Genomic DNA, 24,398 nt, shown 5'->3' on the forward strand with positions numbered 1-24,398 from the left:
AACAATACACCAAGGCGCTTTTAGCGATATCTGTTTTTACTGGAACGCCGTCTCGTAGAAGCTTCTGAGCTTGCGCGAATGCAGCGTTTCCGTTGGCATGGCGGCGAGTTTCTGCACGGCGCGGATGCCGATCTGCAGATGCTGGGCAACCTGCGTGCGGTAGAACTCCGTCGCCATGCCCGGCAGCTTCAATTCGCCGTGCAGCGGCTTGTCGGAGACGCAGAGGAGGGTGCCGTAGGGCACGCGGAACCGGAAGCCGTTGGCCGCGATGGTCGCCGATTCCATGTCGAGTGCGATGGCGCGCGATTGCGACAGGCGCTTGACCGGGCCCGCCTGGTCGCGAAGCTCCCAGTTGCGGTTGTCGATCGTGGCGACGGTGCCGGTGCGCATGATGCGCTTCAGCTCGAAGCCCTCGTAACCGGTGACTTCCGCAACCGCACCTTCCAGCGCCAGCTGCACTTCCGCCAGAGCCGGGATCGGCACCCAGACCGGCAGGTCGTCGTCCAGAACGTGGTCCTCACGCACATAGGCGTGTGCCAGCACATAATCGCCAAGGCGCTGGCTGTTGCGCAGGCCGGCGCAATGGCCAACCATCAGCCAGGCATGCGGGCGCAGCACGGCGATATGGTCGGTGATCGTCTTGGCGTTGGAAGGGCCGACGCCGATATTGACCAGCGTAATGCCGGCATGGCCCTTTTTCTTCAGGTGATAGGCTGGCATCTGCGGCAGGCGGCCAAGCACCGCATCCGTGTCCGGCCTGTCGGAACCGGCGGGGGTGATGATGTTGCCCGGCTCCACGAAGGCCGTGTAGCCTTCGCCACCATTCTTCATCAACTGCCGCGCCCATGCGGCGAATTCGTCGATATAGAACTGGTAGTTGGTGAACAGCACGAAGTTCTGGAAATGGCTGGCGCTCGTTGCCGTATAATGGCTGAGGCGGGCCAGCGAATAATCGATGCGCTGCGCGGTGAACGGCGCAAGCGGCGCTGGTTCGCCGGGCACCTGATCATATTCGCCATTGGCAATGAGATCGTCGGTGTTGTTGAGATCGGGCGTGTCGAAAAGATCGCGCAACGGCACGTCGGACAGCGAGGATGCCGCCGCCGCCTCGACATAAGCGCCTTCGCCAAAGGCGAAATGCAGCGGAATGGGCGTAGCCGATTCGGCAACCGTCACCGGAACGCCGTGGTTCTTGATCAGAAGCCCCAGCTGCTCTTTCAGGTAGTGGCGGAAAAGCTCCGGCCGGGTGATCGTCGTCGTGTAGACGCCGGGGGAGGTGACATGGCCATAGGAAAGGCGCGAATCGACATGACCGAAAGTGGATGTCTCGAGGCTGACCTGCGGATAACAGGCGCGGTAGCGGCCGGTAATCGGCGCACCCTTGGCAAGTTCGGTGAAGGAGTTGATGAGGAACGCCGTATTGCGTTCGTAAAGCGCGGTCAAAGCCTCAACAGCTTCTTTCGGGTCCGTGAACGTCTGCGGCGCGAAAGGCTCGGGGCTTATGAAGGAGAAGGGCGGAATCGTTCGTTTTGCTATTGTCATGGCCCATTATAGGAGGCCTATTTCGACAGGCAAGCGACAGAAATACGAAGAAACTGAAAAGAAACGGAAAAATGGCTGCGGCAAAGGGCAGGCGGTGAAATCTCAGCCGAGCGCGCCGCGTTGCAGGCTCATCAGCAGCACGAAACCGGCGCCTTTGGATGCCGGGCGGGGATCTGCCTTGTAAACTGCAAGTCCCGCCACCGGGCCTAGAAAGATCGATGCCATCAGCACCAGTCTCAGTGCGGAAAACAGGCCGTTGGAAAAGATCGTCGTCATCGGCTGGTCCTCACAGCACGACGGGGCAATTGGCGGCGGGTGCCGGGCTGTGCTGGCAGGCAAGCGCCGCACCCGCATTCACCCGCTGAAAGCTGCGGTTGGGATTAACGACGAGCGAGGCGAAGGACATGGCGAAGATCGCCATGAGAAACGCGAAGATTGCCAGCCGGCTGATCAACTTTGTCATGTCCATTCCCCTTTATTGGAGTTCATGGACAGAGTTTTGCCACACTCGGACTGAACGGACCCTGAGACCCCGGTTCATATGGTGTTCAGGGAGATTAACGGGATACTTCCAGTGTGAATTAGGGCGGTGGCTGGCTTCAGCGGCCTCAAATCGCCTGCTTTTGGATCACGCCGGAGAGGCTACCGCACGGGCTTTAAGTTCGTTGACGAGGCCATCGAATGCTTCGGGATTGGCGATGTCGACGATCGGGACGTGATGGTGTCGCGCGGATGCCAGCATTTCGGTATTTTCGCGCAGGGACCGCTCAATGAAGGCGTCCATGATCCGGCGCTGGCCCGCCGTCGCATCTTTATATCCTGCATGCGCGCGCATTCTGTCGGAGAGAAAGTCATTCTGTGCGTGAAGAAAGACCCCGGCAACCGTTCTGCCCAGCAGGGGCGCTATAAATTCCGGCCGCAATGCCGCGCCCTCGAAGACGACGATATTGCCGGTGCCTGTCTTGCTGTCGATCAGCCCGCGCACAAGCGGCCAGATATTCTGGTGATGCACCTTCAGAAACCAATGGATCGTTTCTGCCGACAGCTGCCTGTAATATTCCTCCACAGGCGTGGGTATGCCCGGCCATGGCCTCCCGGGGTGGCGTGCCAGGCTGTCGGTTGAAATTGCCTCGCAGTGGAGCTTTTCGCTTAACAGGCCGGCTAGAGTGCTTTTGCCGACATGGGACGTACCCGAAATCAGGATTATGGAAAGGGTGGCAGGCATGCGTCGCTCTTAAGAGTGTTCGTTCGGGCCGCGACGATACATCAACGGATATATGCGTTACACACGACGTCCGTCTGCGACGACGGACAGGCTGTTACAAGCCTGTCCGCCGCATCTTATCTCACAACCGCGTCCAGGTCTGCGATTTGCACAGGATTTTCAGCACGCAGCCCTTCATGCTCAGCGAATTGCCGGAAACGGTGCCGGAGCCGCTATAGGTCTTGTCATTGGCGGGATCGGTAATATCGCCCGAATAGCTGTTTCCCTTGCCGGAAAGCTTGCCGATCTGTTTTCCCGCATGTTTGCCTGTCTTCAGCGTCACGCAGAAAGCTGCGCCGCAGGGGCCGATTACGGCTGTCTCGCCGCTCGCCGTCTTCCAGTTGCCTTCAATGGGCTCAGCAGCAAAAGCAGGGTTGCTGCCGATCAGCAGGCCTGCAGCAATCATCATCACACGCTTCATAAAAACTCCTCCGTCCATGTCGCGCTTTCTTTGCCCGTTTCGTCCTCCGCACGGGCATGCGGATAGTATTTGACGTTCACGTAAAAGGAAACAGAAAATTCCAGCTGCGAGACTGCATTTGCGTCGGTCAGGAGAGTGGGAGAGGGGCAATTCGAAAAACCGTTGTTTGGATCGTGGTGAATGAAGGGTTGAAATCCAATTCTAAAGTTTTCGTAAAATTCGCTCGAAAGTCCTTAATTTCCGCACCTCGTGATATTTAACAAAAACCCAATTTTACCAATCGTTTGCAGTTTGTTTGCGGCCCATTAATCATGCCTTTTAAGCGCCCGTTGAAAGCCTCATGACATATTGGGGTCATCAGAAGCGCAGGGAAAACCTGCCGGCCGGAAGAACAAAAAAGCCGCAAAAGACGGCAGTTCCAAAGGTTAGCCTCGACAAGAAGGCACTTGATGAAACAGGCGAGAAGACAGGGATTAAAACGATGGCACGCTTTGAAATTCGCGATATCGAAATGGCAGTTGCCGGTGGCGAAACCCGCGCCGACACCCTTTGCAATCTCGGCCTGGTCTATGCGACCGGCCGGGGATGCAAGGTGGATCTGGTCGCGGCCCACAAATGGCTCAACATCGCCGCGATCCGCGGATCGGAAAGAGCCGCTTCGCTGCGAGCAGATCTTGCCCGCAACATGACCAAGGCGGAACTGGCCGAAGCGCTGCGTGCCGCACGCGACTGGATGACGATGCACTGACGCACCTTATCCGCGACAGAATTTCCGGTCCGGTTCCCTCCAGTCCCGATGACCGGTACAAACGAAAGTAAACCCGAAGGGGAATGCGGCGAGGGCTTTGAAACGAGCTTTTGCGCTGACACATCAAACCGCGACCGGCAGGAACAAGGCCGGCGCGGTTTTCTTATGTCTGGCGATGTCGGTTGATGGAAAACGATTCGCGAACAGTGGTTTGCGGGCTGGTTTTGAAGCGATACGCGCAGTGCGCAGCAGCGGATTACATGCTTGCCGGAGCCCTCCGCCCTCATCCCTGTGCTTGTCACAGGGATCCAGCAGAAGCACGTCCGTGCGGCGAAAGACTCTTTTCAGCCCAAAGACTTGGGCTGGCTAGATTCCTGTGACAAGCACAGGAATGAGGGAGGCGTCGTCCGCCTCACCCAATCGCCTTGATGACCTTAGGCAATGCCTGTTCAAAAAGATCAAGCTTGTCATCAGGTCCCACACTCACACGAATGCAGCGGTTGAGCGGCGCCACGCCCGGCATGCGGATGAACACGCCATGTTCCATCAAGCCGTCGACGATGGCGCGGGCGTAAGTGCCGTCGCGCTGGCAATCGATGGTGACGAAATTGGTTGCCGACGGCAGGGGCGAGAGGCCGTTACTGCGGGCAATCGCAGAAATGCGATCTCGAGCCACCGCAATTTTTCCAACGACGTCATGCAGATAGGCCTGATCCTTCAGTGCCGCCAATGCGCCGGCGACCGAAACGCGTGCCATGCCGAAATGATTGCGGATCTTGTCGAAGGCTTCGACATTGCCGAGCGTGCCGATCGCATACCCCACGCGGGCGCCGGCAAGCCCATAGGCTTTCGAGAAAGTCCGCATGCGCAGGATGTTCGGTTGGCCGATAAGGGCGTCGATGCTTGGCACGGCGCTGGCAGGTGCGGTCTCGCAATAGGCCTCGTCCAGAATGAGCAGGCAGGTTTCCGGCAGCGCACGGGCAAAGGCCACGACCTCGCTTGCCTCCCACCAGCTTCCCATCGGATTGTCGGGATTGGCGAAATAGACCAGCGGTGCATTTTCCCGGATGACGAGATCGAGAAGCCCGTCGAGGTTCTCGTGATCGTCGACATATGGCGTGGTCACGAGTTTTCCGCCAAAGCCGTTCACATGGTAATTGAAGGTAGGATAACCGCCGAGCGAGGTGACCACCGGCGTGCCCGGCTCAACGATTAGCCTGGCGATCTCACCCAGCAAACCATCGACACCGCCGCCAATAGCGATATTGCCACGCGAAACGCCGTGGTGGATGGCGAGTGCTTCCTTCAGTTCGAAATTTTCCGGATCGCTGTACATCCAGGTCTCGGCCGCCGCATCCCGCATGGCCATAAGCACGGATGGGGCAGGACCGAACCCGCTTTCATTGGCGCCTATCCGCGCTTCCACCTTCAGGCCGCGGCCCCGCTCGATGGCTTCCGGGCCGACGAAGGGAACGGTTGAAGGAAGAGAGACGGCAAGCGGCGTAAGACGTGAGAAAGCGGACATTGGCTGAGATTTCCAGTACCTGTTTGAAAACCCGGCACACAATAGGTGCAAAAAAACCGGACGCAAGTCGCGCCCGGTTTCCGGATGGCTGTTTTGGAACAGTTTTTTCCACCGTCGCGCCGTGAGAGAAAAACTCGGCCGCGAATCGGCCGATGCGGCTCAGACGCTGGTCTCGAAACTCAGCCTGCGCACATGGTGCAGGAACTCCGCGTCGATCAACATGTTGAATCCGATGGTGACCTTTTCCTCTTCCCTGCGGATCAGGTTGCAGCCGATCTCATCGCGAATGCCGAGAATTTCCAGATAGAAATTAGTGGGCATCTCCAGATGAGGGCTGACCTCGATCTCTGCGCCGTAAAGCGAGATGCTGCGCACCAGGCAGCGCATGGTATCCTTGGCGCTGAGGTGATGCCCGATCAAGGTGATCTTTCCGGGCCGGTCGATCTGAAACTTCTCGTATTGCTCGTCCTGCGGGACGCTTTGACGGTGATCAATATGTAAAGCCATGACAACCTCCCGGATTGCCTTTTCCTGATGCCGATTTTAACGCGGCTTCCTTGCCAGTGCGTGAAGGAAATCCGCGCAATTGTCTGTTGTGCGTCTCGACATGGGCCAGACCGCCTGTCGGAAGCCGATGTTTCCCTTGAGGAAATGCATCCGGCTCCTTCCGGTTGCAAGGGTGTCGCAGTCTGGGGTGATAATGTGTCATGCTTGCACCGGGCTGGTGGCGCTGTACGGTTGACGCGGGCCGTACTTGGCGTTACGCCTGATCCCGCAATATGGCTTCGCAGGGTGCGGCAAATCTGCCCATTGGCGATTGTTCTGGGAGTGAAATGTGGCGGGAAGGCTGGTAATCGTCGGGGCGGGGCAGGCCGCTTTCGCGCTGGCGGCAAAGCTCAGGGCGCTGAAGGATGAGCGCCCCATCACCATAATCGGCTCGGAGGATGCCTATCCTTATCAACGGCCGCCACTGTCGAAAAAATACCTTTTAGGCGAGATGAGCTTCGACCGGCTGATGTTTCGGCCTGAGGAGTGGTACGCGGAAAACAATGTCGATATCCGGCTCTCCACCTTCGTGGAGGAGATAGACCGCGCTGCCAAATCCGTTCGCATGCAGGATGGCAGCACGCTTTCCTACGACAAGCTGGTACTGGCGACCGGTGCTGCACCCCGCGAGCTGCCCGCCAGCATCGGTGGCGATCTCGAAGGTGTTCTGACCGTTCGCGACAAGCGCGATGCTGACCGGCTGTTTGAGGAAATGAAACCCGGCCGCAGGCTGCTGGTTATCGGTGGTGGTTATATCGGTCTCGAAGCGGCAGCCGTCGCCCACAAGCTCGGTCTCGAGGTCACGCTGATCGAAATGGCCGACCGCATTCTCCAGCGCGTGGCGGCAAAGGAAACCGCCGATATCATGCGCGGCATCCATCAGGAGCACGGCGTCTCCATCCGCGAAAAGACCGGCCTCGTGCGGCTCGTCGGCATGGCTGGCCGAGTAGCCGCTGCCGAGCTTTCCGATGGTTCGGTGCTTGACGTGGATTTCGTCATCGTCGGCATTGGCGTAACCCCGAACGATCGCCTTGCCCGCGAATCGGGCCTCGATGTCGGCAATGGCATCGTGGTGGATGAACACACCCGCAGCTCGGACAAGGATATCCACGCGGTGGGCGATTGCGCGTTGCTGCCGTGGCGGGGCCAGCTTGTGCGTCTCGAATCAGTCCAGAACGCGGTTGATCAGGCCGAGGCCGCCGCGCATGTACTGGCAGGCGCTGAAGTCGCCTATGATGCCAAACCCTGGTTCTGGTCTGATCAATACGAGGTGAAGCTGCAGATCGCCGGCTTCAACCTCGGTTATGACGAGACGGTGCTGCGGCCCGGCGCGCGCGAAGGCAGCTGGTCGGTCTGGTATTTCCGCGACGGGCGATTCGTGGCGGTCGACGCCGTCAACGATGCCAAGGCTTATGTTCCCGGCAAAAAACTGCTCGATACCGGCGCTGAGCCGGATCGCGCCATCCTGGCGGACCCGTCCGCCGATCTGAAATTACTGCTTTCCTGAGGACATCATGCCCGCTCCCGAAAATCGTTTCAAAACAGCCATCCACGCTGGCAGGCCGCAAATCGGTCTCTGGCTCGATATGGGTGAGGCCATCACGGCGGAAATTGCCGGAACAGCGGGTTTCGACTGGCTGGTCATCGATGGTGAGCACGGCCCGAACGATCTTCGCAGCATCATCGACCAATTGCGCGCTCTCGCCACATCGCCCGCCGAACCGGTGGTGCGTGTGCCCGTTGGCGAAAGCTGGATGATCAAGCAGCTGCTGGACGCAGGCGCCCGCACGCTTCTGGTGCCCATGGTCGATTCGGCGGCGCAGGCTGAAGCTTTGGTCAGCGCGATGCACTATCCGCCGCGCGGCATTCGCGGCATGGGGGCGGCGGTTGCCCGCGCCTCCGCCTTCAACACCATAACCGATTATGCCGACAGTGCGTCCGACAGCGTGTGCCTGCTGGTGCAGGCCGAAACGCGCGTCGCGATCAATGATCTCGACAATATTCTTGCGGTGGAAGGTGTGGACGGCATCTTCATCGGCCCGGCCGATCTTGCTGCGGATATGGGCTATCTCGGCAGGCTGGATGAGCCGGAAGTGCAGGCCGTAATCGAGGCAGCGATCGTCAAGATCGTCGCGGCCGGCAAAGCCGCTGGCATTCTCACCTTCAACGAGACCTTCAATCGCCGTTATCTGGAACTCGGCGCATCTTTCGTGGCTGTTGGCGCCGATGTTACGGAGTTTTCAAATACACTGCGTGCGCTTTCCAGCCGCTACAAGGGCGGGGCAGCGCCTGCGCCATCCAAATCCGGATATTGAGTCTTAGTCATCGTTGCTGGCGTTCAGCTTTTCCGGCGGAATGCCTTCTTCGCCGGAAGCGAGATAACCATTATTGATGAGTGCGGCGCGGACGATGCGCTGGATAGCCTCATCCCTGTCAATGCCGTGATCTCTCGCGAAATCCAACAATGCTTCTTCAAGATCGCTGCTAAACATCATTTCCGCCCCCGGTCGTCAATTCTCTGAAATAAATGCGAACAGGCAAGGCGGAACGTATCCCGCCTTGCCTGAATTCTAACCTCTAGTGTGGCAATCAGCGCCAGCGGTAAAGGCTGCTGTTCGAAGAACTCTGCTGCGTACCAGCGCCGACCGCATAACCGATCGCAAAGCCGAGTGCGCCGACGATCGTCAGCAGTGAGGTTGCAGTACCGGGGTTTTCCTTGACTGCTTCCACAACGTTCTGGCCCTGGGCGCGCACATTGCTTGCCGCCTTGCGAACGCGGCCACGAGCCTCATCCAGAAATTCGGATGCATCTTCACCAACGCCTTCCGCACGAGCGGAAACGGACTTGGAGAGAGACGAAATCTGCGAACGCAACTCCGCAATCTGGTTTTCGATCGTATCTTCGACAACATTCAGTTTGGTCTGAGCCATTAGAACACCTCTTTTTGTTACCGAAGCCAGAACGTGCCGGAAGAGAAGAAGTTCCCCAATCGCCCGCAAAGTTTCGCTGGCGGGTGTTCGGCCAACAGGTTTTTCGGCTTCTTGGCGAAAAACCCTTGCATTCATTTTTTTAAAGCAATAATCAGGCCGCACCGGAGAGGTGGCCGAGTGGTCGAAGGCGCTCCCCTGCTAAGGGAGTATACGTCAAAAGCGTATCGTGGGTTCGAATCCCATCCTCTCCGCCATTTCGGCACGAAGCCTGAAATTATAAATCTCCCTAAACAGCTACTTCTTCCAAGCAGACACCCAAAGCATGCGTTTCCGCATGCCAGTTCGTTCTTCAGCGCGTTTCGCGAAACTCCGGCCCCCAGCGATAAACCGCAGGATAGTGGAGAGAGCTAATGCGCCGACGCGATTCTGCCCCTCGTTTCTTGCAGGCAGTTACAAAGCACTCTGTACCCAAGTGACGCACACTCGTATCCCGCGCCGTTTTCGCGACTCGTCCCATAACGCTTGCGGACGCAATCGGCCAAACAATTGAAGTGCCGGAGCCTGCGAGCCGAATCGTTGATCGGGGAATCGGTGGCGAACAGCTCGGGTTTCACTGTTGTTTCTATGTGCGCACCAGGGTGCCATACTAAGGGTGGGGCTGGAACGGGGCAAAAGTTTCCGTCGCCCTTCCCCTGCGGGGCAAGGGATCTCTGAAAAGGCCTATAGTTTAGAAAGACCTTGTTAACCGCGCTAACTAACGGATTTTCAAGTCATTTCTTAACGCATGGTAAAGCCGCCTATGGGCCGTGTGCCCACTGTGTGCTGTTTCCGCAACAAACCGAAATGAAGCATGTACGTAAATGCGCTTTATCGGATGTTGGCGATTGCAAGCGGCGAAACCTTTTGTATTTTCACGACCAGAAGCGAGGCGGTGGATCGTTTGGCTTCTAAGAACACGGGAATGGGGCAGGGAATGCTGTCCTTCGGCAAAAGTACCCAGACCCACTTAAAAACTTTGACTGGAGGTCAATCATGAACATCAAGAGCCTTCTCATCGGCTCCGCTGCGGCTCTCGCAGCAGTATCCGGCGCTCACGCTGCCGACGCTATCGTCGCTGCTGAGCCTGAGCCCCTGGAATACGTTCGCGTTTGCGACGCTTTCGGCACCGGCTTCTTCTACATCCCGGGCACCGAAACCTGCCTGAAGTTCCAGGGTTACGTTCGTTTCCAGGTAGACTTCAAGAATGGTAACGGCACGAGCGCTGGCACCAACAACGGCGGCACGTCTGATTGGGACGCTTTCACGCGCGCTCAGTTCGAAGTTGACACCCGTACCGACACCGAACTCGGTGCTCTGCGTGGCTTCATCGGCTTCCGTGGCAATGCCGACAACGGTTCTGCTTCTGGTTCCAGCGTTTTCGTTGACCAGGCCTTCATCGAACTCGGCGGCCTGAAGGTCGGTAAGTTCTACAGCTGGTGGGACGATGGCCTTTCTGGCGAAACGGACGAGCTGTCTTCCAACGCTCTGTTCAACTCCATTCGTTACACCTACGACGCTGGCTCGTTCTGGGCAGGCGCTTCGGTTGACGAACTCGAAGGCATCTCTGTTGGTCCGTTCAACGAATCCGACAACAACGTTGGTGTTGCTCTCGGCGTTGGCGCCAAGCTCGGCGCTGCTTCCTTCCAGCTCATCGGCGGCTACGACACCGACCGCGAAAACGGCTCCGTTCGCCTGATCGCAACGGCTGACGTTGGTCCGGGCACGCTCGGTCTGGCCGGTGTTTGGGCTTCTGGCGCAAACGCTTACTACAACGTCTCCGAGTGGGCAGTTGCAGCTGAATATGCCATCAAGGCAACTGAAAAGCTGACGATCACCCCCGGCGCGCAGTACTATGGCAACTACGGCCTCGTTTCCTTCGACGACTTCTCGAACGACGACGGCTGGAAGGCTGGTCTGACGGTTGATTACAAGATCACCCAGGGCCTCTCCACGAAGATCGCTGTTAACTACGTTGACATCGACAACCGTGACGACCAGGTTACCGGTTTCGTGCGCCTTCAGCGTTCGTTCTAATCTGATCTGACATTGTCAGTGAAGGAAAGCCCGGCTCTCGAGCCGGGCTTTTTCATTTTCTGTCAATCTGCCCTCGGAAGGCGCGTGTGACGCATCACTGCAAAGGTGGTCAGCCACGATTGATTGCAGCGCTCCGAGTCCATTTTCTCTGACTGACGTCAGGCGGCGTCCATGGCTGCCGATTCGTTCAGCATCTCTTGCTTGGGCGCAATATATCAAGCGGGGCGGTGAGGCGGTTCCGAGCGCCGAGCGTGTCCAAATCTACAGCCCCGTAAATCGCTCTTTTGACAAGTTCGCGTGGCCTGATTGCGTCGATATCCTGCTTGCGGGCCGAGTCTAGCTCGCGAGGAAATTTTGCCATTCCTCGTAAGTATGTGAAATAAATAAGAAATTAACGACTCATTAAGAATTGGAGTTGGGGAAATTAGAATTGTAGCTATTTCGCAACAATGCAAAACTAAGGGCACCTTACTGTCTTCCTTTTGTCACGATTGCGATTGCCTGTCCGGCCGGTTTTGGCTCTAATCATCTCCATAAGCGGCACGCATCGATTTGTGTTTCCCACTCGCTGCTTAGAAGATTAAGCGTTTGACTGGAGGTCAACCATGAACATCAAGAGCCTTTTGATCGGCTCCGCTGCGGCTCTCGCAGCAGTATCCGGCGCTCACGCTGCCGACGCTATCGTCGCTGCTGAGCCTGAGCCCCTGGAATACGTTCGCGTTTGCGACGCTTTCGGCACCGGCTTCTTCTACATCCCAGGCACCGAAACCTGCCTGAAGTTCGGCGGTTACATCCGTTTCCAGACCGACTTTAATCGTGGTAACGGTTCAAGCGCAGGCACCGCTGCTGGCGGCACGTCTGACTGGGATTCGTTCACGCGCGCTCAGTTCGAAATCGACACACGCACCGACACCGAACTCGGCGCTCTGCGTGGCTTCATCGGCTTCCGTGGCAATGCCGACAACGGTACCGCTTCTGGTTCCAGCGTTTTCGTTGACCAGGCCTTCATCGAACTCGGCGGCCTGAAGGTCGGTAAGTTCTACAGCTGGTGGGACGACGATCTGAATGGCGAAACCGACATTCTGTCCACGAACACCCTGTTCAACTCGATCAAGTACACCTATGATGCAGGTTCTTTCCAGGCTGCTATCTCGGTTGACGAGCTTGAAGGCCAGTTCGGTCAGTTTCGTTACGATCCGGATAACAACGTAGGTATCGGTGGCATGATCGGCGGCAAGTTCGGCGCAGTTTCTGCCAACTTGATTGCCAGCTACGACTTCGATGCCGAGAACGTTGCGGTGCGCGGCATCCTGTTCGCAGACGTTGGTCCGGGCACGTTCGGCCTCGCAGGTGTATGGGCTTCGGGTGACAACGCTTACTACGCAAAGTCTGAATGGGCTGTTGCTGTTGAGTATGCTGTTAAGGCTACCGACCGCCTGACCATCACGCCCGGCTTCGAATATCTGAGCAAGCTCGACGTCAACCCGGTTGATGGTGACTTCGTTGGTGACCGTGATGCCTGGACCGCTGGTCTGACGGTTGACTACAAGATCACCGAAGGTCTGAGCACCAAGGTTACCGCAAACTACTACGACGAAGATGGCGCTGACGATCAGGTCACCGGCTTCGTTCGCCTTCAGCGTTCGTTCTAATCTGATCTGACATTGTCAGTGATGGAAAGCCCGGCTCTCGAGCCGGGCTTTTTCGTTTGAGTGCGGTAAATCCTGAAAACAAAAAAAGCACCGGGCCTGCCGGTGCTTCGATATTTTGACAGTAGTCAACTGATGAACCGGTCTTCTATCCCGCCCGCCCATGACGCAGGTCATCGACAATATCAGCCTGTTGCCCCAGCCTCGTCTTGTAGACCTGATAATTCTCCATCACCCGCTGCACGTAATTGCGGGTTTCGGGGAAGGGGATGCGCTCGATCCAGTCCACGACATCGTCGATAGGCTTGCCGCGGGGGTCGCCATAGCGGGCGATCCATTCCGGCACGCGTTTCGGGCCGGCATTATAGGCGATGAAGGTGAGGATGTAGGAGCCGCCGAAACTGTCGATCTGTTCGCCGAGATAATGTGCGCCGAGCGTGGCGTTATATCCGGCGTCGCTGGTCAGCATCGCCTGAGTGTAGGGCAAGCCGTGGCGCCCGGCCACGCCCTTGGCGGTTCCCGGCAACAATTGCAGTAGTCCGCGGGCATTGGCAGCGGAGACGGCGGCCGGGTTGAAGGCGCTTTCCTGCCGGGCGATGGCATAGGCAAGCGCCTTGCCGGAGCCGGCAATATTGGCACTGGCGGGAATGACACCGAGCGGATAGGCAAGGGCGGCCGCGTCGATGCCGCGGCTGAAGGCCGTCTTGCCGATTTGCAGTGATACCTGATGGTTGCCGTTGCCCTCCGCCCTTGCTGCCAGAATGGCAAGCTCGCCCGGGCTGTCGAGCTGATCTGCCAATGACCTGTAGAGGCTGTCGGCCCGCCAGCCGTAGCCTGCGGCTTCCAGCCTGTCGATGGCCCGCACGGCTTCGCGGCCGGCAAATCGTTCACGGTCGGCAGCGCTCGGAGCAGGGTATGTGACGTTCAGCGTCTTTGCATCGATTCGTGCGGCGGCAAGCTGGCCGTAAAAGGTGCCGGAATGGGCAGCCGCCTTGGTGAAGAAATCGCGGGCATTGCCCGGCCCGCCCACTTCCGCCGCCCGCCCAAGCCAATAATAGGCCCGTGAGGCGGAAAGTGGCCGGTTCGAGGTCTGCAAAAGGGTGTTGAAGTGGCGTGAGGCCGTGGCGGGATCGCGCAGTGCCCGCAACGCATACCAGCCGGCATGGAATTCCGCATCGGCAACATCGACGGCTGATGTGGCCGAATGATTGGCGACGATGCGATAGGCCTCGGCAAAATCGCCGAGATCGGCGACGCCGCGCGCGATGATTCGCCGCTCGTTCCACCATTCGCCGGGATTGACGAGTTTTGCCGTGTCCTTCGGCGCCTGCTTTAAAAGTGCTGCGGCTTCCGGATATTTCTGCTGGTTGCGGAGATTTTCGATGCGCGCGAAGAGAAAAGCAGGGTCGCTGCGCAAGTTGGCGTCGACCTTGCCCAGCAGCGCCACGGCATTGCCTGAGCGCTGCAGCACGGCGGCCCAGGCATTGTAGAGCGACTGCGCCTTGCCGAGATCACCGAAACGTTTCGCCTGGCCGATTCGGCTGCGATACATCAGATAATCCATCCGCGCCTTGTGGTCGGCGGGCGTCAGATAAGTGGGGAACTCGGCAAGAACACGGTCTTCCATGTCCTTGTCCATGCCTTCGCTCACCCAGAGCTTGCGAATGAGGCGTTGTGCTTCCAAAGCCTTGCCGGAAGAGGTGAGGGCCTTGGCCAGCACAACGGTGCCCTCGGCTGTTTCCGGCCGGCCGCTGCCAAAAGCGGCAAGCACCTGGGGTGCCGGTGGATTTTCGCGGTAAAGCGCCTTTTCGGAATTGGCGCGCAGCGTCGCCGCACCCGGCCACCCCGCCAGTTCGCTCTGGGCTGTAGTGATTTCGGCGAAAGGCACGTCCTTCTGCCCGGAAATGGCAATCGCCCAGGTAAGAATATGCCGGTCGAGACTGCCTGTCTGCATGGCGTTGCGAAGGGCGATGGCGCGTGTCGTGTCGCGGCTGGAAAGCGCATCCAGTCCCGCTTTAAGCTGGCTTGCATCGTCAGGCCGGTTAAGGCGTGGTATGGCGCCGGTAATTTCGGGCGAGGCCGGCATGAAGGCGGGAACAGCAGGCGCATTCGGCTTCACATAGGGAAGCGGCACGGCAGCTTCCGGCACGGGGCCGGCCAGCGCGTTCCAAACGGTCGCGGCAAGACCTGCCGCCATCAATCCCCAAACTGTCTTTTTCATACCGCTCTTCATCACTGGACGGAAACAATCGACCTTCTTGTATTGTCGTTTCATTGCAGCGGGATTGCGAAATGCGCCAGTGCGTTGCACCTATGAGTTTCGCCTCAGATCCCACTCTGGAATCTACGGAGACTGTGCTTAACGAAACCTTACTTTCCGCTCGGCACTCCAATCAACTTTAATTCACCGGTCTGCGAGCGGCGTAAAATTCTACCGCCTCGTTTTTTGCCTGCCGCGTGAGCTTCCGCGACTGTCACACTTCCGACAATTTCGGACAAAATAGGCTGCCTTTGCGCTTGTCGGCGCCAAGGGCTGGCACTAATGTGTGCCGGTTTTAACCATCGAATGCGGCCGAAGCATGAACCGGCTCGGCGCCAGGAGCTTTGTATGTTCAAGGGATCAATTCCCGCCCTCATTACCCCGTTCACGGACAATGGTGCCGTGGACGAACAGGCATTTGCCGCCCATGTGGAATGGCAGATTGCCGAAGGCAGCAACGGACTTGTGCCTGTGGGCACGACGGGGGAATCTCCAACCCTGTCCCATGACGAGCACAAACGTGTGGTCGAGCTGTGCATCGAGGTAGCGGCGAAACGGGTTCCGGTCATCGCGGGCGCTGGCTCCAACAATACCGATGAAGCGATCGAACTTGCCCTGCACGCGCAGGATGCCGGCGCGGATGCGCTGCTGGTGGTCACCCCCTATTACAACAAGCCGACGCAGAAGGGGCTTTTCGCCCATTTTTCCGCAGTTGCGGAAGCAGTGAAACTGCCGATCGTCATCTATAACATCCCGCCGCGTTCGGTGGTGGATATGTCGCCGGAAACCATGGGTGCGCTTGTGAAGGCGCACAAGAACATCGTCGGCGTCAAGGATGCGACGGGCAAGCTCGACCGCGTCTCCGAACAGCGGATTTCCTGCGGCAAGGATTTCATCCAGCTGTCCGGCGAAGATGGCACGGCGCTCGGCTTCAACGCCCATGGCGGCGTCGGCTGCATTTCGGTCAGCGCCAATGTTGCGCCACGCCTCTGTTCCGAATTCCAGGCGGCCATGCTTGCAGGCGACTACGCCAAGGCGCTGGAGTATCAGGACCGCCTGATGCCGCTGCACCGGGCCATCTTCATGGAACCTGGTGTCTGCGGCACAAAATATGCGCTTTCAAAGACCCGTGGCGGTAACCGCAAGGTCCGCTCGCCGTTGATGAGCACGCTGGAACCGGCAACGGAAGCGGCAATCGACGCGGCGCTGAAGCATGCCGGCCTGATGAACTGACGGACACCTGAAACCCGAAAGGCGCGCAATGGGACTGCTTCGCGACAGAAGCCGTTTCGCGCGCCTTTTCTTTTCGTAACGACGATACTAAATAGAAACGTGAAAACCGCTCGTGGCGGACAAGCCGCAGGCGCAATAAGAAAAACAAGGGATTGAAATATCATGGCCCCCAAAGGCAGCCAGCGCGTGGTGAACAAGATCGTTGCGGAAAACCGCAAGGCTCGTTTCAACTACGAAATCATCGACACCTATGAGGCGGGTTTGGTGCTGACCGGCACCGAGGTCAAGGCGCTGCGCGAAGGCAAGGCGAACATCGCCGAATCCTACGCATCGGACGAGGGCGATGAAATCTGGCTCATCAATTCCCACCTGCCGGAATATCTGCAGGCCAACCGCTTCAACCACGAGCCGCGCCGCCGTCGCAAGTTGCTGCTGAACAAGCGCGAGATCAACCGTCTGCGCGCCGGCATCAATCGTGAAGGCATGACGCTGGTGCCGCTGAAGGTCTATTTCAATGAAAAGGGCCGTGCGAAGCTGGAACTGGCACTGGCCAAGGGCAAGAAGCTGCACGACAAGCGCGAGACGGAGAAGGAACGCGACTGGAACCGGCAGAAGTCGCGGCTGTTGAAGGGCAACAACGCCTAGAGCTCATCCCTCATTCCTGCACTTGTCGCAGGAATCAAGCCGCCGCGCGTCTGCGCGGCGAGAGAGTTCTTTTCAGCCCAAGGACTTAGGCTGGCTAGATTGCTGTGACAAGCACAGGAATGAGAGCGGGGATGCTTTCGCCTCTTGAATAGACAGCTCTCACGCCGCCCTGTAAGTCCGCTCCACATAGGAGGTGGACGCCGAGACGCTGAACCGGCTGACCAGTGCCGCCAGATTGGCGCTCACATCGCTCAGATTGTGTGTGGCCGCGTTGGTTTCTTCCACCATGGCCGCATTCTTCTGGGTCAGATTGTCCATGCTGTTGATTGCGGCGCTGATTTCCTGAATGCCGACGGACTGCTCCTGGGCCGCCTTGGTCAGCGAGGTGATATGTTCCTGAATATGATCCACCTTGTTGCCGATCGTATTCAGCGATTGCCCGGTTTTATTGACCAGCGATACGCCCTGCATCACATCCTCCGAGGATTTGGTGATGAGGGTCTTGATCTCCTTCGCGGCGTTGGCTGAACGCTGTGCCAACTCGCGCACTTCCTGGGCGACGACGGCAAAACCTTTGCCAGCTTCACCGGCACGCGCGGCTTCCACACCGGCATTCAGCGCCAGAAGGTTCGTCTGGAACGAAATCTCGTCGATGACGGAAATGATCTGGGTGATCTTCTGCGACGATTCCTCGATGGCTCCCATCGCTTTTACCGCTTCCGTCACCACATCCCGTGACCGCGCCGCTTCGGCGGCCGAGCTTTCGACGATGGCCTTGGCTTCTTCGGAGCGCTGCGCCGAAAGCTTGGAAATGGTGGTGATTTCCTCCACGGCGGCGGCGGTTTCCTCAAGGGCTGCTGCCTGCTGCTCCGTTCTGCGGGCCATGTCGTCGGTAGCCGATGTCAGTTCGCGCGTATTGCCTGATATCTTGTTGGCTTCCTCGACGATCTGCGAGAATGCACCCGCGAGATTGCCGACCGCAGCGTTGAAATTGGCAATCAGCCCCTCGAATTGCGGTGCAGTCTTTTCATTGATGCTGGAGGTGAGGTCGCCATTCGCCAGCTTGTTCAGGGCGTTGTTGAGCAGTTCGAGAACGTGCTCCTGCTCCTTCTTCATCTGCGCCTGTTGTTCCTCGACCTTCAGCCGCTCGGCGGCAAGCACGTCGAGGTAGACGGAGATCGAATAGTCCATGTCGAGAAGGGCGGCCTTGATCGTTACCGTCAGGGCGTCGTTCAGCTTCTTGGCCTTCTTTTCCTGGAAAAGGCCCTTCAGTTCCGAATTGATAACGGCTTTGACGATGCCATCAAGCATCAGCGCGTAACCGCCAATATACCATCTCGGCTCCAGCCCCAGCCTTGCATGGGTACGGCCGATGGCCGTCACGGCATCGGTATAGTCCGAGTTGAAGGCGCCGGAGGCAATTCTTGCCCAGTGTTTCATCTGCATGCCTTTTGCATGCTGGACATGTGCTTCGCTTGCAAAGAACTTCGCCGTTTCCGGCACGGAGCGCGCCTTCGCATAAAAACGGTCGAGAGAGGCGTCGAGAGAGCCTGTAATGACGCCCTTCATGTCCGAAAGGTTTTGCCGTTGCTCCTGGCCAAGCCCCAGAAAATTAAGTCTTTCGTCGAGTTGTTGATTGGTTTTTACTTGGCCATGCATGTCTGAACATCCTGATTTGACACCGAAATCATGTCGTTGGTGCCGTTGGGTGATTTAGACACGTCTAAAATTAACCAAGATATAATTTTGACTGGCCGAATTTGATGTTTGTTAATTTTAAGAGGAATTTTCCGGCAGGAATACACGGTTGTGGCGCCAAACAAAAACGCGCCCGCCTTGCAGACGGACGCGTTGTCATTAGGTCGGCGGCTTAAAAACCGGGATCAGATCGTTTCGGGGCTTTCGACGTGCCGGGCAGGGCGCTCGTTCGGGTCACGCCCGATTTCGGCCTTCAAGGTCATGAGATCAATGAAGTGATCTGCCTGCCTGCGCAGATCGTCGGCGATCATTGCTGGCTGCGTTGCCATGGTGGACACCACGGAAACCTTGCGGCCCTTGCGCTGAAGCGCGTCCACCAGCTTGGTGAAATCGCCGTCACCGGAAAACAGAACCAGATGATCGACGGTCTCTGACTGTTCCATGGCATCGACAGCAAGTTCGATATCCATGTTGCCTTTGATCTTGCGGCGACCGAGCGCGTCGGTGAATTCCTTCGCCGGCTTCGTCACGACCTTGTAGCCGTTATAATCCAGCCAGTCGATCAGAGGGCGGATCGAGGAATATTCCTGATCCTCGATCAATGCGGTGTAATAGTAGGCGCGCAGCAGGTATCCGCGCTTCTGAAACGCCTTAAGAAGCTTGCGATAGTCGATATCGAACCCCAGGCTTTTAGATGCTGCATAAAGATTGGCTCCATCTATAAAGAGCGCAATTTTCTCCCGTGGATCGAACATTCCATCCCATTCCTTTTTTGGAAAGGCCATTATCTGGCTTTTATTTCCGGTCGCAAATGCGAAAAATCATGTCGTATCAACGAATTTTGCGTAGCGCCGTTGCGTTTTAAGTAAGGTAACTTCACCCGTATTCCAAGACAATTCTTCTAGACATTTTGTTCATCAGACGCCAAACAAGGGCAATAAGGTGCCAAAAGACGCCAAAGACAGGAAAAACTTGAATTCCGCGGCCAATGGCTGTATCGGAAGCTGGAAGGCTTCGTCGCGAGGAATCCAAAGCGTTTTTCGCAAGGCACGAAGCGCAGATTCAATAGGTTAGAGCATCCCTTGTGCATCCTCAAGAAAGCACGGCGCTCTGATCCACGACATTACGACTCGCAAAGGACAGGCAATGGCCCGCGTCACAGTTGAAGATTGCATTGATAAAGTAGACAACCGTTTCGAGCTGGTCCTTCTCGCCAGCCACCGTGCGCGCCAGATTTCCCAGGGCTCGTCCATCACGGTTGACCGCGATAACGACAAGAACCCGGTCGTCGCTCTGCGCGAAATCGCCGACGAGATGCTCTCGCCCGACGACCTCAAGGAAGATCTCATCCATTCGCTGCAGAAGCATGTGGAAGTGGACGAGCCCGAGCCCGATCCGGTTACGCTGGCAGCCTCCGCTACTGCCGATGGCGAAGAGGACGACCAGCCGGAAACCGTTACTTTCGACCAGATGTCGGAAGAAGAACTGCTGGCCGGTATCGAAGGCCTTGTGCCGCCGGAAAAAAATGACGACTATTGATCTGACTTTATGACGCCATTGGCAGGCGGTGGTTACCGTCTGTCAATATTTGCCGTCATAATCTGATCCCTATTGATGCAGCATTGTGCGCCGACCCCAAGGTTGGCGCGCTTTCTTTTGTGGAATATCGCATGATGCGGCAATACGAACTCGTTGAGCGGGTTCAAAAATATAAACCGGATGCGAATGAGGCCCTGCTGAACAAGGCCTATGTTTATGCAATGCAGAAACATGGCCAGCAAAAGCGGGCCAATGGCGACCCCTATATCTCGCATCCGCTGGAAGTTGCCGCCATCCTGACGGAAATGCATCTTGACGAATCGACCATCGCTGTGGCGCTGCTGCACGATACGATCGAGGACACCACCGCTACCCGCGCTGAAATCGACGAGCTGTTCGGCGAGGATATCGGCAGACTGGTGGAGGGGCTGACCAAGCTCAAGAAACTCGATCTCGTCACGCGCAAGGCCAAACAGGCCGAAAACCTGCGCAAGCTGCTGCTTGCCATTTCCGACGACGTGCGCGTTCTTCTGGTGAAGCTGGCCGACCGCCTGCACAACATGCGCACCATGGAATATATGCCAGCGGACAAACGCAGCCGCATTTCCGAAGAAACCATGGAAATCTATGCGCCGCTCGCGGGCCGCATGGGCATGCAGGACATGCGCGACGAGCTGGAGGACCTGTCCTTCCGTTACCTCAATCCGGAAGCCTATGAGACGGTGACCAACCGCCTTCAGGAACTCGAAACGCGCAACGAAGGGCTCATCAAGAAGATCGAGGACGAGCTGCGCGAGCTACTCGTGGCGAATGGCCTTCTCGGCGCCAGCGTCAAGGGGCGTCAGAAGAAGCCCTATTCGGTGTTCCGAAAGATGCAGTCGAAATCGCTCTCTTTCGAGCAACTGTCCGACGTCTACGGCTTCCGCATTCTGGTGGACGATATTCCTTCCTGCTACCGGGCGCTCGGCATTGTCCACACCCGCTGGCGCGTGGTACCCGGCCGCTTCAAGGACTATATCTCCACGCCGAAGCAGAACGACTATCGTTCCATCCACACCACGATCGTTGGCCCTTCGCGCCAGCGTATTGAGTTGCAGCTGCGCACCAAGCGCATGCACGAAATCGCCGAATTCGGCATTGCCGCCCATGCGCTTTATAAGGACGGCGAAAACGGGGAGGGCGATCTGCTCTCGCCGGAGAGCAACGCCTATTCCTGGCTGCGCCACACCATCGAATCGCTGGCAGAAGGCGACAGCCCGGAAGAATTCCTCGAACATACCAAGCTGGAACTGTTCCAGGACCAGGTGTTCTGCTTCACACCCAAGGGCAAGCTGATTGCGCTGCCGCGTGGCGCGACGCCCATCGATTTCGCCTATGCGGTGCACACCAATATCGGCGACACCACAGTTGGCGCCAAGATCAACGGCCGGATCATGCCGCTTGTGACCCGGCTCAACAACGGCGACGAGGTGGAGATCATCCGCTCCGGCGTGCAGGTTCCGCCCGCTGCATGGGAAGAGGTGGTGGTGACGGGCAAGGCCCGCTCGGCCATCCGCCGCGCCACGCGCATGGCCATTCGCAAGCAATATTCGGGTCTCGGTTACCGTATTCTGGAGCGCACTTTCGAACGTGCCGGCAAGGCCTTCTCGCGTGACGCGCTGAAACCTGTGCTGCATCGTCTGGCGCAGAAGGATGTGGAAGACGCTATCGCCGCCGTCGGGCGCGGCGAGGTCTCCTCGCTCGACGTGCTGCGTGCAGTCTATCCGGATTATCAGGACGAGCGCGTGACGGTGAAGATGACCGGCGACGACGGCTGGTTCAACATGCGCAGCGCTTCCGGTATGGTCTTCAAGATCCCCGGAAAGTCGCGCTCCGTTCTGGAAGACGATGGCGCAGCCGAAATGCTCGATGGACCGGACCCGCTGCCCATCCGTGGCCTTTCCGGCAATGTCGATGTGCATTTCGGTGCCGCCGGCGCCGTTCCGGGCGATCGCATCGTCGGCATCATGGAAAAAGGCAAGGGCATCACCATCTATCCCATTCAGGCGCCGGCGCTGCAGCGTTTCGACGATGAGCCGGAGCGCTGGATTGATGTCCGCTGGGATCTTGATGAGGCGAACAAGTCGCGCTTCATGGCGCGGGTGATGATCAACGCGCTGAACGAACCCGGCACGCTCGCCTCCGTGGCGCAATCGATCGCGACACTGGATGTCAACATACGCGCTCTGAATATGGTCCGCATCGGCACGGATTTTTCCGAACTGGCGCTGGATGTCGAAGTCTGGGATTTGCGGCAACTCAACCAGCTGCTGTCGCAGCTGAAAGACCTCGATTGCGTATCCACGGTCAAACGTGCCTTCGATTGAGGCATTTTTGATCATTCGCACATTCAAAAGGCCGCTGTTATGCACTGGATGCATGGCAGCGGCCTTTTACTGTCTCTGGTCGCGCATGTGGTTTGCGACTATCTTCCTTTCAGAAATTGAAAACGGAAAACGCGGCGTGCCGGTGGTCCTACCCCGATGAGAAACGCCATTTCCAAACTGAAAGGACATGAAATCATGTTTACTCCGCTTCGCAAGATCGCCCGTGCAGTTCGTGGCAAGACGACCCAGGAACGCGAATTCGAATATCTCAGCGGCTCCGTGTCGAATGTCGACCTCGAGTTCCGCCAGCGCGAAATCGACCGCGGCCTGTTCCGCCGGTAATGCACTCAGCGCATGGCAGCCGTTCGCCATGCGTATGGGACTTGGAAGGTGGTGGCCGTTGTCGGTCAGCTCCTTCTCGTGTCTCGTAAGGCTGTGTGAATGCGCGCTACAAACGGGCGTTCACCGCTGTCCGGTCTAAATGATAGGACATGCTGCTTTTGAAACGAATTTGACGGCGAGAGGTGCTTGTTTCCTCGACGTCATCCTTGGCTCGTCCCAGGGATCTGATAGCCTTGCATTCAATCAATCGGTTGCAAATCCTCGGGACAAGCCTGAGGATGACGTCAGAGTGTTCGGCAAGGTTCGTATTCTCTGGTGATGCCACGGGATGTGGGCGGAATTCCAGCTAAAAGCCGGAATGACGGGGAAAATATGCCTGCAAAAGAAATCCCCGTGTCGTATACGATGCTCTTGGCTCAGCCGGGGCGATGAAATAGACTGCCCTCATGCCGTTTCGCCGCCGTGAACCCGTTGGTTTTTCAGAGAAGATTCGTGACCTCTTTTGGCCGCGCACGGGTTTTACCCGTTCGCTGCGCTATATGAAGCTGCGTCTCCTGCGGTTGTCTGCGTCTCCGCATTCGATTGCCGCCGGTGTCGCGCTCGGTATCGGCGTGGCGTGGACACCGTTTCTCGGCGTGCATATCATTATCGCCATGGCGCTCGGTTTCCTCATGCGCGTCAATCTCGTTGCGGCAGCACTCGGCACCACCTTCGCCAATCCCCTGACATTTCCGTTCATCTGGGCGTCCACCTGGGAACTCGGGCATTTCCTGCTCGGACGACAGAAGGAGGCTGGGGTTGCGCATGTGGATTTCGTTGCGCTGTTCAGCCACCTCGAATTCCGACAGATATGGAGGCCGGTGCTGGAACCCATGACCGTCGGTGCGCTTCTGCCCGCGGCCGTGAGCGCGGTGATCGCCTATATCACCGTCTACAGCCTCATCAGCGGTTTCCAGCGCCGCAAGATGGAAAATCTCGCGCATCGCGCCGCCAATAAAAACGCGTCTCTGGAGATGTTGAAATGATCCTTGGATTGGGCAGCGACCTGATCGATATCCGCCGCGTCGAACATTCGCTCACCCGTTTCGGTGAACGTTTCACGCACCGCTGTTTCACCGATATCGAGCGCGCCAAGTCCGATGGCCGCAAGAACCGCGCGGCATCCTACGCCAAGCGTTTCGCCGCCAAGGAAGCCTGTTCAAAGGCGCTCGGAACCGGCCTTGCGAACGGCGTTTTCTGGAAGGACATGGGGGTCGTCAATCTGCCGGGCGGCAAGCCGACCATGGCGCTCACCAACGGTGCCGCAGAGAGGCTGGCGGCCATGCTGCCCGCCGGTCACCGCGCCAATATCCATCTGACCATCACGGACGATTACCCTTACGCTCAGGCATTTGTGATTATCGAGGCGCTTCCCGTGAGCGACTGAGACCGGCGGCTGCCGCATTGGCGGCCTATTTGCAGGCGTATGACAGAAGCGCTTCCCTTCCGGCTGGAAAGGTTCTAGAGAAGTCGCAGAAATATGAAAGCGTCGCTGGCTGCGTGAAAAATTGCTTTACCCCGCCGCAGTCGCGAGCAACAACGGCCCGGACGCCTCCGTCAAATCGCAGGAACCGGTA

At 57.8% G+C, this 24,398-nt stretch carries 24 protein-coding genes and 1 tRNA gene; 13 read left to right on the plus strand and 12 right to left on the minus strand.

Annotation, left to right across the window (positions count from 1 at the left end):
* Window positions 1-36: 36 nt before the first annotated feature.
* The 5 genes from amn to RBH71_RS17420 all read right to left on the minus strand — a co-directional run bounded on the left by amn (window position 37) and on the right by RBH71_RS17420 (window position 3,227).
* A complete protein-coding gene (gene amn, locus RBH71_RS17400) occupies window positions 37-1,542 on the minus strand; it encodes an AMP nucleosidase (RefSeq protein WP_003512205.1) in 1,506 nt (501 codons plus the stop codon).
* A 102-nt stretch (window positions 1,543-1,644) separates the two neighbouring features.
* Entirely contained in the window at window positions 1,645-1,818 is a 174-nt protein-coding gene (locus tag RBH71_RS17405; RefSeq protein ID WP_003512206.1) for a hypothetical protein, read from the minus strand.
* Window positions 1,819-1,828: 10 nt separating this feature from the next.
* Window positions 1,829-2,011, minus strand: coding sequence for a hypothetical protein (locus RBH71_RS17410; protein ID WP_013635780.1), 183 nt, complete (start codon window positions 2,009-2,011; stop codon window positions 1,829-1,831).
* A gap of 159 nt (window positions 2,012-2,170) precedes the next feature.
* On the minus strand, window positions 2,171-2,767 hold the full coding sequence (locus RBH71_RS17415) for a hypothetical protein (RefSeq protein WP_003512208.1): 597 nt from the start codon (window positions 2,765-2,767) through the stop codon (window positions 2,171-2,173).
* 121 nt (window positions 2,768-2,888) lie between these two features.
* Window positions 2,889-3,227 carry a DUF2147 domain-containing protein gene (locus tag RBH71_RS17420; protein ID WP_003512209.1) on the minus strand — a complete coding sequence of 113 codons (339 nt, stop codon included), beginning with the start codon at window positions 3,225-3,227 and terminating at the stop codon, window positions 2,889-2,891.
* Between the two features lie 481 nt (window positions 3,228-3,708).
* Between RBH71_RS17420 and RBH71_RS17425 the strand changes: the two genes are divergently transcribed.
* Window positions 3,709-3,975 carry a sel1 repeat family protein gene (locus tag RBH71_RS17425; RefSeq protein WP_003496982.1) on the plus strand — a complete coding sequence of 89 codons (267 nt, stop codon included), beginning with the start codon at window positions 3,709-3,711 and terminating at the stop codon, window positions 3,973-3,975.
* A gap of 412 nt (window positions 3,976-4,387) precedes the next feature.
* On the opposite strand, the gene RBH71_RS17430 is transcribed toward RBH71_RS17425, so the two are convergent.
* Together RBH71_RS17430 and RBH71_RS17435 are read right to left on the minus strand one after the other, a co-directional pair.
* Entirely contained in the window at window positions 4,388-5,500 is a 1,113-nt protein-coding gene (locus RBH71_RS17430) for a pyridoxal phosphate-dependent aminotransferase (RefSeq protein WP_003512211.1), read from the minus strand.
* A gap of 159 nt (window positions 5,501-5,659) precedes the next feature.
* Window positions 5,660-6,007, minus strand: coding sequence for a hypothetical protein (locus RBH71_RS17435; RefSeq protein WP_003512212.1), 348 nt, complete (start codon window positions 6,005-6,007; stop codon window positions 5,660-5,662).
* 328 nt (window positions 6,008-6,335) lie between these two features.
* Here RBH71_RS17435 and RBH71_RS17440 point away from each other — a divergent pair, with 328 nt between their 5' ends.
* A complete protein-coding gene (locus tag RBH71_RS17440) occupies window positions 6,336-7,553 on the plus strand; it encodes an NAD(P)/FAD-dependent oxidoreductase (RefSeq protein ID WP_323687428.1) in 1,218 nt (405 codons plus the stop codon).
* Between the two features lie 7 nt (window positions 7,554-7,560).
* Window positions 7,561-8,361, plus strand: coding sequence for an aldolase/citrate lyase family protein (locus RBH71_RS17445; protein ID WP_003512214.1), 801 nt, complete (start codon window positions 7,561-7,563; stop codon window positions 8,359-8,361).
* Between the two features lie 3 nt (window positions 8,362-8,364).
* Here RBH71_RS17445 and RBH71_RS17450 read toward each other — a convergent pair whose 3' ends face one another.
* Both RBH71_RS17450 and RBH71_RS17455 read right to left on the minus strand, forming a co-directional pair.
* Window positions 8,365-8,541 carry a hypothetical protein gene (locus tag RBH71_RS17450; protein WP_192810515.1) on the minus strand — a complete coding sequence of 59 codons (177 nt, stop codon included), beginning with the start codon at window positions 8,539-8,541 and terminating at the stop codon, window positions 8,365-8,367.
* Window positions 8,542-8,635: 94 nt separating this feature from the next.
* Window positions 8,636-8,977 carry a hypothetical protein gene (locus tag RBH71_RS17455; protein WP_003512218.1) on the minus strand — a complete coding sequence of 114 codons (342 nt, stop codon included), beginning with the start codon at window positions 8,975-8,977 and terminating at the stop codon, window positions 8,636-8,638.
* A 163-nt stretch (window positions 8,978-9,140) separates the two neighbouring features.
* Here RBH71_RS17455 and RBH71_RS17460 point away from each other — a divergent pair.
* From RBH71_RS17460 to RBH71_RS17470, 3 genes are all read left to right on the plus strand, one after another.
* Window positions 9,141-9,231, plus strand: a tRNA-Ser gene (locus RBH71_RS17460).
* Window positions 9,232-10,009: 778 nt separating this feature from the next.
* A complete protein-coding gene (locus RBH71_RS17465) occupies window positions 10,010-11,050 on the plus strand; it encodes a porin (protein ID WP_003512221.1) in 1,041 nt (346 codons plus the stop codon).
* Window positions 11,051-11,655: 605 nt separating this feature from the next.
* Entirely contained in the window at window positions 11,656-12,702 is a 1,047-nt protein-coding gene (locus RBH71_RS17470) for a porin (RefSeq protein WP_003512223.1), read from the plus strand.
* Window positions 12,703-12,847: 145 nt separating this feature from the next.
* On the opposite strand, the gene RBH71_RS17475 is transcribed toward RBH71_RS17470, so the two are convergent.
* The gene (locus RBH71_RS17475) at window positions 12,848-14,920 is read right to left on the minus strand and encodes a lytic transglycosylase domain-containing protein (protein WP_162632350.1); all 2,073 of its coding nucleotides are present in this window, start codon (window positions 14,918-14,920) and stop codon (window positions 12,848-12,850) included.
* Window positions 14,921-15,307: 387 nt separating this feature from the next.
* Between RBH71_RS17475 and dapA the strand changes: the two genes are divergently transcribed.
* Complete coding sequence (gene dapA / locus RBH71_RS17480; protein ID WP_003512226.1) at window positions 15,308-16,192, plus strand: 4-hydroxy-tetrahydrodipicolinate synthase; 885 nt, start codon at window positions 15,308-15,310, stop codon at window positions 16,190-16,192.
* A 162-nt stretch (window positions 16,193-16,354) separates the two neighbouring features.
* Window positions 16,355-16,837 carry an SsrA-binding protein SmpB gene (gene smpB / locus RBH71_RS17485; protein ID WP_003512228.1) on the plus strand — a complete coding sequence of 161 codons (483 nt, stop codon included), beginning with the start codon at window positions 16,355-16,357 and terminating at the stop codon, window positions 16,835-16,837.
* Between the two features lie 159 nt (window positions 16,838-16,996).
* On the opposite strand, the gene RBH71_RS17490 is transcribed toward smpB, so the two are convergent.
* Both RBH71_RS17490 and RBH71_RS17495 read right to left on the minus strand, forming a co-directional pair.
* The gene (locus tag RBH71_RS17490) at window positions 16,997-18,496 is read right to left on the minus strand and encodes a globin-coupled sensor protein (RefSeq protein ID WP_003512230.1); all 1,500 of its coding nucleotides are present in this window, start codon (window positions 18,494-18,496) and stop codon (window positions 16,997-16,999) included.
* A gap of 224 nt (window positions 18,497-18,720) precedes the next feature.
* Window positions 18,721-19,290 carry an NYN domain-containing protein gene (locus tag RBH71_RS17495; protein ID WP_013635795.1) on the minus strand — a complete coding sequence of 190 codons (570 nt, stop codon included), beginning with the start codon at window positions 19,288-19,290 and terminating at the stop codon, window positions 18,721-18,723.
* 391 nt (window positions 19,291-19,681) lie between these two features.
* Between RBH71_RS17495 and rpoZ the strand changes: the two genes are divergently transcribed.
* The 5 genes from rpoZ to acpS all read left to right on the plus strand — a co-directional run bounded on the left by rpoZ (window position 19,682) and on the right by acpS (window position 24,208).
* Window positions 19,682-20,074: a DNA-directed RNA polymerase subunit omega gene (gene rpoZ, locus RBH71_RS17500; protein WP_003512234.1), complete on the plus strand. Its 393-nt coding sequence runs from the start codon at window positions 19,682-19,684 to the stop codon at window positions 20,072-20,074.
* Between the two features lie 131 nt (window positions 20,075-20,205).
* On the plus strand, window positions 20,206-22,440 hold the full coding sequence (locus RBH71_RS17505; RefSeq protein ID WP_003512236.1) for a RelA/SpoT family protein: 2,235 nt from the start codon (window positions 20,206-20,208) through the stop codon (window positions 22,438-22,440).
* 195 nt (window positions 22,441-22,635) lie between these two features.
* Window positions 22,636-22,782, plus strand: a complete 147-nt coding sequence (locus RBH71_RS17510) for a hypothetical protein (RefSeq protein WP_003496944.1) — start codon at window positions 22,636-22,638, stop codon at window positions 22,780-22,782.
* Window positions 22,783-23,228: 446 nt separating this feature from the next.
* Window positions 23,229-23,807 (plus strand): DUF2062 domain-containing protein, encoded by a 579-nt coding sequence (locus RBH71_RS17515; protein WP_003512239.1) that lies wholly within the window; start codon window positions 23,229-23,231, stop codon window positions 23,805-23,807.
* Complete coding sequence (acpS, locus tag RBH71_RS17520) at window positions 23,804-24,208, plus strand: holo-ACP synthase (RefSeq protein ID WP_003512241.1); 405 nt, start codon at window positions 23,804-23,806, stop codon at window positions 24,206-24,208. Before RBH71_RS17515 ends, acpS begins: the two co-directional genes overlap by 4 nt.
* Window positions 24,209-24,398: the final 190 nt, after the last annotated feature.

The sequence above is a fragment of the Rhizobium sp. AN68 genome (assembly GCF_030758035.1).
Taxonomy (GTDB): Bacteria; Pseudomonadota; Alphaproteobacteria; order Rhizobiales; family Rhizobiaceae; genus Agrobacterium; species Agrobacterium tumefaciens.

Excerpts from the sequence above, each read along its gene's own strand:
- amn (WP_003512205.1), bottom strand. The coding sequence starts at position 1,542 with ATGACAATAGCAAAACGAACGATTCCGCCCTTCTCCTTCATAAGCCCC.
- RBH71_RS17405 (WP_003512206.1), bottom strand. The coding sequence starts at position 1,818 with ATGACGACGATCTTTTCCAACGGCCTGTTTTCCGCACTGAGACTGGTG.
- RBH71_RS17410 (WP_013635780.1), bottom strand. The coding sequence starts at position 2,011 with ATGGACATGACAAAGTTGATCAGCCGGCTGGCAATCTTCGCGTTTCTC.
- RBH71_RS17415 (WP_003512208.1), bottom strand. The coding sequence starts at position 2,767 with ATGCCTGCCACCCTTTCCATAATCCTGATTTCGGGTACGTCCCATGTC.
- RBH71_RS17420 (WP_003512209.1), bottom strand. The coding sequence starts at position 3,227 with ATGAAGCGTGTGATGATGATTGCTGCAGGCCTGCTGATCGGCAGCAAC.
- RBH71_RS17425 (WP_003496982.1), top strand. The coding sequence starts at position 3,709 with ATGGCACGCTTTGAAATTCGCGATATCGAAATGGCAGTTGCCGGTGGC.
- RBH71_RS17430 (WP_003512211.1), bottom strand. The coding sequence starts at position 5,500 with ATGTCCGCTTTCTCACGTCTTACGCCGCTTGCCGTCTCTCTTCCTTCA.
- RBH71_RS17435 (WP_003512212.1), bottom strand. The coding sequence starts at position 6,007 with ATGGCTTTACATATTGATCACCGTCAAAGCGTCCCGCAGGACGAGCAA.
- RBH71_RS17445 (WP_003512214.1), top strand. The coding sequence starts at position 7,561 with ATGCCCGCTCCCGAAAATCGTTTCAAAACAGCCATCCACGCTGGCAGG.
- RBH71_RS17450 (WP_192810515.1), bottom strand. The coding sequence starts at position 8,541 with ATGATGTTTAGCAGCGATCTTGAAGAAGCATTGTTGGATTTCGCGAGA.
- RBH71_RS17455 (WP_003512218.1), bottom strand. The coding sequence starts at position 8,977 with ATGGCTCAGACCAAACTGAATGTTGTCGAAGATACGATCGAAAACCAG.
- RBH71_RS17465 (WP_003512221.1), top strand. The coding sequence starts at position 10,010 with ATGAACATCAAGAGCCTTCTCATCGGCTCCGCTGCGGCTCTCGCAGCA.
- RBH71_RS17470 (WP_003512223.1), top strand. The coding sequence starts at position 11,656 with ATGAACATCAAGAGCCTTTTGATCGGCTCCGCTGCGGCTCTCGCAGCA.
- RBH71_RS17475 (WP_162632350.1), bottom strand. The coding sequence starts at position 14,920 with ATGAAAAAGACAGTTTGGGGATTGATGGCGGCAGGTCTTGCCGCGACC.
- dapA (WP_003512226.1), top strand. The coding sequence starts at position 15,308 with ATGTTCAAGGGATCAATTCCCGCCCTCATTACCCCGTTCACGGACAAT.
- smpB (WP_003512228.1), top strand. The coding sequence starts at position 16,355 with ATGGCCCCCAAAGGCAGCCAGCGCGTGGTGAACAAGATCGTTGCGGAA.
- RBH71_RS17490 (WP_003512230.1), bottom strand. The coding sequence starts at position 18,496 with ATGCATGGCCAAGTAAAAACCAATCAACAACTCGACGAAAGACTTAAT.
- RBH71_RS17495 (WP_013635795.1), bottom strand. The coding sequence starts at position 19,290 with ATGTTCGATCCACGGGAGAAAATTGCGCTCTTTATAGATGGAGCCAAT.
- rpoZ (WP_003512234.1), top strand. The coding sequence starts at position 19,682 with ATGGCCCGCGTCACAGTTGAAGATTGCATTGATAAAGTAGACAACCGT.
- RBH71_RS17505 (WP_003512236.1), top strand. The coding sequence starts at position 20,206 with ATGATGCGGCAATACGAACTCGTTGAGCGGGTTCAAAAATATAAACCG.
- RBH71_RS17510 (WP_003496944.1), top strand. The coding sequence starts at position 22,636 with ATGTTTACTCCGCTTCGCAAGATCGCCCGTGCAGTTCGTGGCAAGACG.
- RBH71_RS17515 (WP_003512239.1), top strand. The coding sequence starts at position 23,229 with ATGCCGTTTCGCCGCCGTGAACCCGTTGGTTTTTCAGAGAAGATTCGT.
- acpS (WP_003512241.1), top strand. The coding sequence starts at position 23,804 with ATGATCCTTGGATTGGGCAGCGACCTGATCGATATCCGCCGCGTCGAA.